The following is an 11416-nucleotide window of genomic DNA, read 5'->3' on the forward strand; positions in this document are numbered from 1 at the left end:
GTGTTCGGATGGCTGGTAGCCAAGATCAGAGGCCCGTTCGTCCGGAAGAACTACCGGCTCATCGGCGGTGGTTCACCCATTCTCGAGATCACCCGTCATCAGGTGAGAGCTCTCGAAGGCGCCATCGGTGATCGGGTTGCCGATGTGGCCGTCGCGATGCGGTACACACGCCCCGACACGTACGATGCCGTACGGGAACTCGTTCGATCCGGCGTCGATCGCCTGGTTCTGCTGCCCCTCTATCCCCAGTACTCGGCGGCCACGACGGGCTCGTCCGAGTCCGAACTTCGCCGAGTGATGACGGAGCTGGGCATCGACCTTCCCCTGGAAGTCATCCGAACCTGGCACGACCATCCCGCATATCTCGACGTGCAAGCCGCACTGGTATCGGAAGCCATCGAGCGACTTCCCGAGAGTGAGCGCGACGGTGTTGTCGTGCTGTTCTCGGCACACGGACTTCCGCAACGTGTCGCCGATCGAGGTGACCCCTATCCGGAGGAGACGGCAGCGACCGTGGCCGGCGTGGTACAACGTCTCGCCTACCGGGTCGACGCGAGGATCGGTTACCAGTCGCGTACCCGGCCGGTTCGCTGGATCGGACCGGGCACCGACCAGGTTCTGCGCGATCTCGGCGCCGAAGGGGTCACGACAGTTGTCGTCGTGCCGATCTCGTTCGTTTCCGATCACATCGAAACGCTCTACGAGACCGACATGCTCTTTCGAGACATCGCCGAGCAGGCGGGGATTCGCCGGTACATCCGCGCAGACGTCATGAACGACCGGCCCGAAGTGGGGCCAATGCTCGCAAGCATTCTGGAGGATTCGCTGTGAAGAAGGTCATTGTTGTCGGTGGCGGCCTGGGAGGGCTGTTCACTGCCGTGGAACTGCGCCGCCGGGGTATGAACGTCACCGTGATGGAAGCAGCTCCGGAGCCGGGCGGCGTCGCCCGTACCGCTATCGAAGACGGGTTTGTCTTGGAACCGGCGGCGAGTTCGGTGCTGCTTCCCAACGCCGAGCTTTCCCCGATCCTCCAAGCTGCCGGGGTCGAGATGGTGCCGGCGGCGGAAGCCGCAAAGAAACGGTACGTCTTCACGCGAGGAAGGTTGATCGAGATCCCCGAGTCTCCGGCGATCTTGCTCTCCCCGCTGGTTTCCTGGAAGGCGAAGCTGCGCGCCGGTCGTGAGCCATGGATCAAGACCCCGCCGCCGGACGGCGACGAATCGATGCGCAGCTTCTTCACACGGAGGTTCGGCACCGAACTCGGTGCCCTCGCCTCGACACTGATGGCCCACGGCGTCTTTGCAGGAGATCCGAACCGACTTTCCATGCGTGGCGCGTTTCCGAAGATGGTCGCACTCGAGGATGAAGCCGGCAGCATGATCAGAGGCGGAATCGCCCGGATGAGACAGCGTCCCAAAGGGCGCCCGAGGGCAAGCGTGCACGTCGCTCCCGAAGGGATGGCCGGTGTTGCGAGGACGCTTGCGGCATACCTCGGCGAGGCATATCGATCCGAGTGGCCCGTCACGTCGATCGAGCCGGACGATGAAGGCTGGATCGTTCGCGGTCCCGTCGAAGAGCAAGCCGACGCCGTCGTCGTCGCGGTACCCCCGCATGCTGCGACACGCATCCTCCCAGCAGACGTTTCCGGCATCGTCGCCGAGGGAACGACGGCACCGGTTGTCGTCGTCTGGATCGGGGGTCGGACCGCAGATCTGCCAATTCCGTCGGGTTTCGGTGTGCTCATCGGCCCGGACGCCGACGTGCATGCGCTGGGAATCCTGTTCGAGTCCCGCTACGCCCCCGGTCGGGCACCCTCACTGCACACTCTCGCCAAAGGTATCTACGGGGGCGCTGCCGATCCGGTTGTGATGGAGCGCTCCGATGAGGAACTCGTCTCGTTGTTCATCGAGGAGACCAGCCGGGTGTGCGGCGTCGAGGTACAACCGTCGTGGACCAGGGTGATCCGTCAGGAGCCGGGCATCCCGCAGTACGACGTGGGACACGTCGCGTGGCTCGACAAGCTGGATTCGGCGCTTTCCGGTCTGCCGGGGCTCCACGTCGCCGGATGGGGATACCGGGGGATCGGGCTGTCCGGACTCGCGGCGGACGCCGTGCGGCTCGGCTCGGTGCTGTCAGGGGAGTGATGAGACGTTCTCTGCGAGGATGAACCGCCTTCGCCGACCGAGGCGGTGATCCACTCCTCGGCGGCCGGTCGGACTGCGTGGCAGCGTTCGTGGCCGAATGCAACAATGAGTCGGTGGAGACAGGTGAGGAAGCGTCGGGCGAGGATCGGGCAAAGTCGCTTCGAGACGACGTTCCTGCGTCTCGGCCGGAAGTCTCGCAGACGGCCCTGAGTGGGGCGTTGCGGGATCCTGTGATCGTTATCCTGATCCTTGCCGGGATCTTCGACGGGCTTGCCGGCAATCCCGTTCATGCCATTCTGCTCATCGGTGTTGGTTTGGTGCTTGCTCGGACCTCCTCCGAAGGGTCGGCGAGCCACGGTCTTGGGTTTCAGGCCGACGATGTCGACGGGCGAGATGGCAGGCGCTTGGGAGTGCAGAAGGCTCTGGCCGAACCCGCCCACGCTTCGGAGCGCACTGTCGCCGGACTGGTCGTGGTGGTTCTCTATGCGGTGACCGTCGGAGGCTTTTCACGGTACTCGTGGCCGGCAACGCTCGCGGTCGTCGTGCCGGGGCTTCTGGGATTGGTGCTCGTGTGGCGGGAACCTGTCGTCTCGGGACCCGATCCGGCGCCGATCAGCCGTCGAGGCGCAAGGGCGTGGGCGACCGTGTTCGTCGCTCTGGGGCTGTGGGAGCTCACCAATCTGCTCCTTCAGCCTTCTCTCGAGGTGGGTTCACATGCGCATCCGACGTTGAGTGTTCTCATGGACCCGGTTCTCTCATTGCACGTCGGTCGGTCCATTTCGTTGTTTCTGTGGTTGGCGCTCGGGTGGTACCTGGTGAGACGGTGAGTAGCCATGACATCACCGTCGCGATCTATGCGCTGATTGCGCTCGCCGGTGTGGTGATGCAGTTGATGAGCCTTCGCGAGGGGTCCGACATGCCGTCGCTAGGACTCGTGCTCGCCAGGATCATGCACAGTCGCTCGGGTCGCATCGGTGTCATGACCGGTTGGATGTGGCTCGGTCTGCACTACTTCGCTCGTTGAGCCCTCCCGAACTGCTTTCTCGTCAATGCTGGCGTCGCATAGCGACGCCAGCATTGACCAGAAAAGAAAAAGCGCCCCCGGCAGGATTCGAACCTGCGCACCCGGCTCCGGAGGCCGGCGCTCTATCCCCTGAGCTACGAGGGCGGGAGCGCCATGTTACCGTCCGCCCCGCGCGAGTACGCCGGGCGCTCATCCCACGTCGAGTCGCAGCAGATCCGCATAGGTTTCTCGTCGCACGACGAGGCGGGCGTTGCCATCCCGGCAGAAGACGACGGCCGGCCGGCGGACCTTGTTGTAGTTGGAACCCATCGAATGCCCGTACGCTCCCGTGACCGGAGTGGCGAGGATGTCATCGACGTGCAGGTCCTCGGGAACCCACCCTTCGGCCACCAACACATCGCCCGATTCACAGTGTTTGCCGACGACCCTGATCGCTCGAGTGCGAGGGCTGTCGACCGCGCGAGGCAAGAAGGTCTCGTAGCCGCTGCCGTAGAGGACCGGACGCGGGTTGTCACTCATTCCACCGTCGACCGCCACGTAGGTGCGGATGCCCGGGATCTCTTTCACCGTTCCAACCGTGTAGAGAGTGATCGCGGCCGTGGCCACGATCGATCGTCCCGGCTCGACCGACAGATGTGCGCGGACGCCTTCGGAGTGCAGTACGGCCTTGAGCGTCTGTGCCCATTCGGTGATCGTCGGTGCGTTCTCGCCGTCGACGTACGGTATCCCGAGCCCACCACCCAGGGAGAGTTCCGGGAGTCGGTATGGTGCGGCGAGCCGCGCGACGACATGTGCGGCCTGTGCGAATGCGTCGAGGGAGAACACCTGGCTACCGACGTGCGCGTGGAGGCCGACGAGATGCATGCTCTCGGATGCAGCGGCTCGCCGAATCGCAGAGTCGGCCGCGCCCGTCGAAGCAGTGAATCCGAATTTTGTGTCGTCCCGGCCGGTCTGCACAAACTCGTGCGTATGTGCCTCCACGCCCGGTGTGACCCGAATCAGCACCTCGGGAACGGGGTGCCCTCGATGGTGGAGCGCATCGATACGGTTCATCTCGTCGAAGTTGTCGACGACGAGACGTCCAACGCCCACGCTCATGGCCGTTTCGAGCTCCTCAGTGGACTTGTTGTTGCCGTGCATGACCACGCGCGTCGCTGGCACGCCTGCAGCGAGGACGACGGCCAGTTCCCCTCCGGTCGCGACATCGAGCCACATTCCTTCTTCATGGGCCAGTCGGGCCATCGCCATGCACAGGAACGCCTTCGTCGCGTACGTGACACCATCGCCGAACGCAGCGACGGCTTCACGACAACGCGCCCTGATGTGGTCCTCGTCGTAGACGAAAAGTGGTGTTCCGAACTCTCGCGCCAAGTCGAGTGTGTCGCACCCGGCGATCTGAAGACGCCCGTTCGTCACGGCGGCGTGGTCGGGAAGCAGCAAATCTGGGAGCGGACCGGGCATCGTGGAGCGAGCGTACCGGAGTGTCGTGTGATTTGCCTCGATGGACCAGAGCCTCTGTGGCTACCATCGCCGATCATGGAGCTGCAATGGCCGTAGGGATCGGCATCCTTGGAGGTGGGACCGTGGGAGGCGCGCTACTGCAGCGCCTCATCGAGGATCGCGAGGCGCTGGCCGCTCGCACGGGCCTCGAGCTACAGGTTCGCAGAGTGGCGATCCGGTCACCGGCGAAGACCCGAGCCTTCCCGATCCCCGACGATCTCATTACGACGAACCCCCGGGCGGTGATCGACGATCCAGAGGTGCAACTCGTCGTCGAAGTGATGGGTGGTCTGGAGCCGGCCGGCGAACTCGTTCTCGCCGCGCTCCGGGCCGGCAAACCCGTCGTCACGGCCAATAAGGAACTGGTCGCGGCGAGGGGAGCGGAACTGTTGAGGGAGGCGGCGCGCTCCGGCGTGTCGATGCTCTTTGAGGCATCGGTTGGTGGAGGCATCCCGATCATCCGGCCACTCACCGAGACGCTTGCCGGTGAATCGTTGACGCGCGTGATGGGAATCGTCAACGGAACGACGAACTACCTGCTGACGCGCATGACCGAAGATGGTGTCCGGTTCGGAGAGGCACTGAAAGAGGCACAAGCTCGAGGCTTCGCCGAGGCCGACCCGGTCGCAGACATCTCCGGAGCCGATGCGGTGGCGAAGGCTGCGATTCTTGCCAGCCTTGCTTTCGGGACCGTTGTGAGCACCGATCAGGTGTACCGGGAGGGAATCGAGAACGTTCAGGCAGCGGACATCGGCTACGCGGCCAATCTCGGCTATGTCCTGAAACTCCTCGCCATCGCAGACAAGGACGAGGACGGCATCACGGTTCGGGTCCATCCGACCCTCGTTCCCAGAACTCACCCGCTTGCGTCGGTCAGGGGCGTAGCCAACGCCGTGTTCGTGGAAGGTCCGAAGGTGGGCAAGTTGCTGTTCTCCGGTCCCGGTGCGGGAGGCGGTCCAACGGCGACGGCCGTGCTCGGCGATATCATCGATGCCGCTCGCGAGCTTCTGGCAGGGCCCCGAGCCACTCCTCGTGTCCGTTTCGGTCCTGGACGTATCTGTCCTTTCGAGGAAGCGACGACCAAGTGGTACATCCGCCTCCACGTTCTCGATGCTCCCGGCGTACTTGCCAACATCGCGGGAGCGTTCGGAAGAGCGGAAGTCAGTATCAAGTCGGTCTGGCAGGAGGGGCGTGGTGACGAGGCGACCTTGCTGCTGATCACTCACGATGCCCGCGAGGCAGACTTGCGCGCCGCAGTGACGTCGCTGGAGGACCTTGACGAGGTCCGGGAGGTGGCCGCATCGATACGGGTGCAGAGCGACGAACCATGAGGTATGTGTCGACCCGCGGTGGGGTCGCCGGGGCATCCTTCGAAGATGTGCTGTTCAGCGGGCTTGCAGGTGATGGTGGCCTGTTCGTCCCGGAGACATGGCCGGAGCTCGACTCTGGAGACCTTCGCGACCTCGGCAGGCTCTCCTATCCGGACCTTGTGGCTGCGGTTGGCGGGATGTTCGGTGCAGGGGACCCGGACAAGCTGTCGGCGCTTGCCGGCGCCGCGTACGGGGGGTTCGATCGCCTTGTGCCAATTACCGAACTTGGTGACGAGAGATACCTGCTCGAGCTGTTCTGGGGACCTACCTTTGCCTTCAAGGACTACGCGCTCCAGTGGCTCGGACGGCTACTCGATCGAGCGCTCGAAACGCGAGGTGAGCACTATGTGGTGCTCGGGGCGACATCTGGTGATACGGGTTCGGCTGCGATCGCGGCCGTGGCAGGCCGACCCACGCTCGACGTCGTCATTCTCTATCCCCATGGGAGAGTTTCCGATGTGCAGCGGCGTCAGATGACGACGGTTACCGCTGCGAACGTACACAACGTCGCGATCGGTGGGACGTTCGACGATTGCCAGCGTATCGTCAAAGAGCTGCTCATCAGGATGGATCGTCCGGTCTCGTCGGTGAACTCGATCAACTGGGCGCGGGTGATGGGCCAGATCCCGTACTACCTGTGGGCGGTGAATGCCGTCGGTGCCGACGAAGTCGACGTCGCCGTGCCGACGGGGAACTTCGGAAACGTCTACTCCGCCTGGGCCGCAAAACGGATGGGGGTTCCGATTCGCAGATTGATCGTCGGGACGAACGTGAACCGCGGCGTCGTGCGCTTTTTCGAGGACGGATCCGTTGTCCCAAGTGAGGTGATTCCAACGGTCGCGCCCGCAATGGACATTCAGATCCCGTCGAATCTCGAGCGCCTGGTCTACGAACTCCTCGACCGAGATGGAGATCGCGTCGCGGATGCGATGGCCGGCGCGGGAATTCCCGGGCTCGGTCACACGTCCTTCGAAGGGCACTGGTTCACCGACGATCAGATCGTGGATGTCATCGGTACGGTCTTCCGCAGATGGGGTAGACAGATCGATCCCCACACCGCCGTCGCCGTTGCGGCTTCGGAAGCCGAGGTTCGCGACATTCCGGTGATCGTTGTGGGCACCGCCCACCCGGCAAAGTTCCCGGAGGTCGTCGAAGCGGCGATCGGGAGAATGCCGGATACTCCGTCCAGCATCGCCGACCTTGCCGACCGTGACGAACGCTTCACGGTCCTTCCTGCGAACTCAGAGGCCGTAGAAGAGTTCATCGGGCACTGCTGTACTTGGAAGATCGGGGAATCCACCGTACACTAAGTGCACACCCCCGGCGCATCGATCGTTGATCGCGTTGGGTTCCCAAGCCTCCGATGATGTTCCTTTGTGCCATGAGAGGCGAGAGACATCGAGAGAGCACGTCGCTGAGCCTCTGATGACGGCTTCCCGACTGAAAGGATGACATGACCACGAGATCGGAACTCCAGGAGAAATCCGTGAAGGACCTCCGCACCATCGCGGCCGCGGTGGGCATCGAGACCGATGGTCTGCAGAAAGCCAAACTCATCGATCGGATTCTGAATGCCGACGGGGTCGCGGTGAGCACCGAACCGGCTCCCATCGACCTTCCTGCGGCTATGCCTGTCGAAACGCCCGAGCCGGTCAGCGACGGTGAGCCCGCGGCCACAGCCGATGGTCAAGCAACCGATGTCACGACCGATCATGGCCAGGACTCGACTCCTGGCGGCGACGAGTCTCCTCGGCCCGATGACGGTGGTTCCCAGCGTGAACAGCATCAGGGCGACGGGCAGCACCAGAGCGACGCGCAGCGCAATAGGCGTCGTCGTCGCCGCTCCTCCGGCGGTGGCCAGCCCCAGATCCCCGAGGGGGAACTCGAGCAACGTGAGGGAATCCTCGACATTCTTCCCGAGGGATACGGGTTCCTCAGAGTGACGGGCTACCTTCCCGGCGAGTTGGACGTCTACGTCTCCGCCAGCCAGATCCGCAAGTTCGGACTGCGCAAGGGGGACCAGGTGAGCGGACCGATCCGGCCGCCGCGGTCACAGGAGAAGTTCCCCGCATTGACGCGGATCCTCAGCGTGAACGGGATGACAGCCGAGGAGGCCCGGCAACGGCCGAAGTTCTCCAAGCTCACACCCTTGTTCCCGGATATCAGGCTTCGACTCGAAGTGGAAGGCATGCCGAACCACAGCCTGGCGAGGATCATCGACCTGATTGCTCCAATCGGCAAAGGACAGCGAGGGATGATCGTGTCCCCGTCGAAGGCCGGCAAGACCACCGTGTTGAAGGAGATCGCGCACTCTATCGAGGTCAACAACCCCGAGTGCTACGTGATGGTCGTGCTTGTCGATGAGCGGCCTGAAGAGGTCACGGACATGCAGCGTTCTGTCAAGGGCGAGGTCGTGTATTCGACATTCGACCGTCCGGCCGAGGAACACACGCAGGTCTCCGACCTCGCGTTGGAGCGGGCGAAGCGGCTCGTGGAGATGGGGACCGACGTGGTCATCCTCCTCGACTCGATCACCCGGTTGGCCCGAGCCCACAACCTCGCCACACCGGCGAGTGGGCGGATCCTCTCCGGTGGCGTGGACTCGACGGCTCTGTATCCACCGAAGCGGTTCTTCGGAGCCGCCCGCAACATCGAAGAGGGCGGCAGCCTCACGATCATGGCCACCGCACTCGTCGAAACGGGTTCTCGCATGGATGAGGTGATCTTCGAGGAGTTCAAAGGCACCGGCAATATGGAGCTTCGGCTCGATCGCGGCCTTGCTGATCGCAGGATCTATCCTGCCGTTGACATTTCGCAGTCGGGAACACGCAAAGAGGAGTTGTTGTTCGACCGGTCGGAGCTTTTGCAGGTGTGGAAGCTACGTCGGGTGCTGTTGGCGCTCGAGCCGGGAGCGGCGCTCGAGTTGCTGATTGACCGTTTGAAGACCACGAGGTCCAACACAGATTTCCTGGCCGAGGTGGCCAGGTCTACGTAAGAGGAGAGGTTGTGAAGGCAGGTATCCATCCCAAGTACGTGGAGGCGGCGGTGACGTGTTCATGTGGGAACACGTTCAGAACCCGTTCCACGAAGCCGGAGCTGCATGTCGACCTCTGCAACGAGTGTCATCCGTTCTTCACCGGTCGCCAGAAGCTCGTCGACACGGGCGGCAGGGTCGAGCGTTTCCAGAAGCGTTACGGCCGCAAGAGTTTCACGCACACCGACGAGGAAGCGTCAGACCAGTAGGTCCATCTCGGAGGTGAACAAGTGAGCCGTACTCCCGGCGCGACCGTTGGCGGTCAGGCAGTTATCGAAGGCGTCATGATGCGAGCCCCGAGTTCGTGGGCGGTCGCGGTGAGAGTCCCGTCCGGTGAGATCGAGACCGTGAAACACGATCTTCCGAAGCTCTCGTCCCGCTCGCGCGCCGCGCGGATCCCCTTCGTGCGCGGAGTCATGGTGCTGTACGAGTCACTCGTGCTCGGATTCAAGGCGCTCTCATGGTCCGCACAGAAGGCCGTGACCGACGAAGAGGAAGAGTTCACGAAACTGGAGCTCGTGGGGACGATCGCGTTCTCGGTTGCTGCCGTCCTGCTGATTTTCGTTCTTGCCCCGCTCGGTGTGGCCAAGTTCCTCACCCCGTACATCGGTGGGTCGTCGTTTTCGTTCAACCTCATCGATGGAATCGTGCGCGGACTGCTCTTCGTCGGCTACGTCTGGGGCATCGGCCGGTCGAAGGAGATCCGTCGGGTCTTCGAATACCACGGTGCGGAACACCAGACGATCCACGCCTACGAGGCGGGAGAACCGCTCATCGTCGACCAGATCCAGAAATACCCGCCTGAGCATCCGCGTTGCGGTACGAACTTCCTGATGATCGTCGTGTTCGCCTCTCTGGTCGTGTTCACGCTCCTTGGCCGGCCGGGCTGGGTCCAACTCATTGCCTCCAGGATCGTGTTGATTCCGGTGATCGCCGGCCTTGCCTATGAGATCCTCAAGTTCTCTGGCCTTCATGGTGGCGATCGCCTCGGCCGCATTCTCGCTGCTCCAGGGCTGTGGCTCCAGAAACTCACGACCGGTCATCCCGCCGACGATCAGGTGGAGGTGGCGGTTGCGGCTCTCCTCGCTGCGCTCGAACCAGAAGAAGTCGAGGAAGTGAAGGCGCGAGGGCCCGTCTGTCCTGCAGCGCTTCGTGCCCTGGCGAACTGAGATGGATCACCGACTCGTCGAGCGGCTGGAAGAGATCGAAGAAGCATTCGCTCGAGTCGAGGAGGAACTCGCCGAGCCGGGCGTGACTTCCGATCGAAACCGCTACACAGGTCTGGCCAGGCGGCACGCCGAACTTCGTCGCATCGTGGAGCAGTACAGCGCCTACAAGGCAGCCGCCACCGACGCGGAAGAAGCCGAGGACCTGGCGCGACAGGAATCTGATCCTGCGACCGCGCAAGAGTTTCGAAACCTCGCGGCCGAACGGCGAAGCGACATGGAACGACTCGAGCGGGACCTCCATCTCGCTCTGGTCCCGACCGATCCCAACGATGACAAGGACGTGATCGTGGAAGTGCGGTCGGCAGCCGGTGGCGACGAGGCCGCGATCTGGGCGGGCGACCTCCAGCACATGTACCAGGCGTACGCCGAGACGCAAGGGTTCACGACCGAGGTCCTGGAGGCCTCGCCCTCGGAGGCCGGTGGCTTCAAGGAAGTGATCTTCTCCGTGAAAGGCAAAGGTGCGTATTCGAAACTCAAGTACGAGGCCGGTGTTCACCGGGTACAACGGGTGCCGCAGACCGAGTCGCAGGGGCGGGTGCACACCTCCACGGCAACCGTCGCGGTGCTGCCCGAAGCCGAAGAGGTCGAGATCCAGATCGATCCTGCCGACGTACGAGTCGATGTGTACCGATCGAGCGGCCCTGGCGGGCAGTCGGTGAACACGACAGACTCCGCGGTCCGGCTGACCCATCTGCCGACCGGCCTGGTCGTGAGCTGCCAGGACGAGAAGTCCCAGCTCCAGAACAAGGACAAGGCGTTCCGCATCTTGCGGGCCCGTCTCTATCAGCGGCAGCTCGAGGAGCAACAGTCCGAGATCGCAGGGGAGCGGCGGGCGCAGGTCGGTACCGGCGGCCGGTCCGAGAAGATCCGCACGTACAACTACAAGGACAACCGGGTCACGGATCACCGCATCAAGCTGACCGTCAAGCGCCTCCCCCAGGTGCTCGAAGGCGACCTGGACGAGTTCATCGATGCGTTGACCGCAGATGAGCAGGCTCGTCGTCTGACCGAAGGCGAATGAGATCTTGGTTTTCAGTTTTCAGCGTTCAGTTTTCAGTGAGCAGTTGATTCGGCGGCTCGCGGTGGGAACACCCTGATGACCGATGACTGATGAC

Annotated in this window: 11 protein-coding genes and 1 tRNA gene; 10 read left to right on the forward strand and 2 right to left on the reverse strand. The window is 63.3% G+C overall.

The genetic code is table 11. The annotated features are described in order from the left end of the window. The 4 genes from hemH to GWP04_10765 form a co-directional block, all read left to right on the forward strand. Positions 1–831 (forward strand): ferrochelatase (gene hemH / locus GWP04_10750; GenBank protein ID NIA26030.1); only part of this gene is annotated, 831 nt, incomplete at its 5' end. Then, positions 828–2144, forward strand: coding sequence for a protoporphyrinogen oxidase (gene hemG, locus GWP04_10755; protein NIA26031.1), 1317 nt, complete (start codon positions 828–830; stop codon positions 2142–2144). The genes hemH and hemG, both read left to right, overlap by 4 nt. Before the next feature lie 113 nt (positions 2145–2257). After that, complete coding sequence (locus GWP04_10760) at positions 2258–2971, forward strand: hypothetical protein (GenBank protein NIA26032.1); 714 nt, start codon at positions 2258–2260, stop codon at positions 2969–2971. Next, the gene (locus tag GWP04_10765) at positions 2968–3168 is read left to right on the forward strand and encodes a hypothetical protein (GenBank protein NIA26033.1); all 201 of its coding nucleotides are present in this window, start codon (positions 2968–2970) and stop codon (positions 3166–3168) included. Before GWP04_10760 ends, GWP04_10765 begins: the two co-directional genes overlap by 4 nt. Before the next feature lie 72 nt (positions 3169–3240). Here the strand turns inward: GWP04_10765 and GWP04_10770 are convergent. Beyond that, positions 3241–3312, reverse strand: a tRNA-Arg gene (locus GWP04_10770). A gap of 45 nt (positions 3313–3357) precedes the next feature. After that, entirely contained in the window at positions 3358–4629 is a 1272-nt protein-coding gene (gene lysA / locus GWP04_10775) for a diaminopimelate decarboxylase (protein NIA26034.1), read from the reverse strand. Positions 4630–4715: 86 nt separating this feature from the next. Here lysA and GWP04_10780 point away from each other — a divergent pair, with 86 nt between their 5' ends. From GWP04_10780 to prfA, 6 genes are all read left to right on the forward strand, one after another. Beyond that, positions 4716–5999 (forward strand): homoserine dehydrogenase, encoded by a 1284-nt coding sequence (locus tag GWP04_10780; GenBank protein ID NIA26035.1) that lies wholly within the window; start codon positions 4716–4718, stop codon positions 5997–5999. Beyond that, complete coding sequence (locus GWP04_10785) at positions 5996–7348, forward strand: threonine synthase (GenBank protein ID NIA26036.1); 1353 nt, start codon at positions 5996–5998, stop codon at positions 7346–7348. Before GWP04_10780 ends, GWP04_10785 begins: the two co-directional genes overlap by 4 nt. A 143-nt stretch (positions 7349–7491) precedes the next feature. Beyond that, on the forward strand, positions 7492–9033 hold the full coding sequence (locus GWP04_10790; GenBank protein NIA26037.1) for a transcription termination factor Rho: 1542 nt from the start codon (positions 7492–7494) through the stop codon (positions 9031–9033). An 11-nt stretch (positions 9034–9044) separates the two neighbouring features. Further along, positions 9045–9281: a 50S ribosomal protein L31 gene (gene rpmE, locus GWP04_10795; GenBank protein NIA26038.1), complete on the forward strand. Its 237-nt coding sequence runs from the start codon at positions 9045–9047 to the stop codon at positions 9279–9281. Between the two features lie 75 nt (positions 9282–9356). After that, positions 9357–10241 carry a DUF1385 domain-containing protein gene (locus GWP04_10800; GenBank protein ID NIA26039.1) on the forward strand — a complete coding sequence of 295 codons (885 nt, stop codon included), beginning with the start codon at positions 9357–9359 and terminating at the stop codon, positions 10239–10241. Position 10242: 1 nt separating this feature from the next. Next, positions 10243–11322 (forward strand): peptide chain release factor 1, encoded by a 1080-nt coding sequence (prfA, locus tag GWP04_10805; GenBank protein NIA26040.1) that lies wholly within the window; start codon positions 10243–10245, stop codon positions 11320–11322. Positions 11323–11416 lie beyond the last annotated feature (94 nt).

Source organism: Gammaproteobacteria bacterium (genome assembly GCA_011682695.1).
Classification (GTDB): domain Bacteria; phylum Actinomycetota; class Acidimicrobiia; order Spongiisociales; family UBA4744; genus BMS3Bbin01.

What these genes read in the sequence shown, in the direction of transcription:
- GWP04_10780 (NIA26035.1), top strand. Translation starts at nt 4,716, where the DNA reads ATGGCCGTAGGGATCGGCATCCTTGGAGGTGGGACCGTGGGAGGCGCG.
- GWP04_10800 (NIA26039.1), top strand. Translation starts at nt 9,357, where the DNA reads ATGATGCGAGCCCCGAGTTCGTGGGCGGTCGCGGTGAGAGTCCCGTCC.
- GWP04_10785 (NIA26036.1), top strand. Translation starts at nt 5,996, where the DNA reads ATGAGGTATGTGTCGACCCGCGGTGGGGTCGCCGGGGCATCCTTCGAA.
- GWP04_10790 (NIA26037.1), top strand. Translation starts at nt 7,492, where the DNA reads ATGACCACGAGATCGGAACTCCAGGAGAAATCCGTGAAGGACCTCCGC.
- lysA (NIA26034.1), bottom strand. Translation starts at nt 4,629, where the DNA reads ATGCCCGGTCCGCTCCCAGATTTGCTGCTTCCCGACCACGCCGCCGTG.
- prfA (NIA26040.1), top strand. Translation starts at nt 10,243, where the DNA reads ATGGATCACCGACTCGTCGAGCGGCTGGAAGAGATCGAAGAAGCATTC.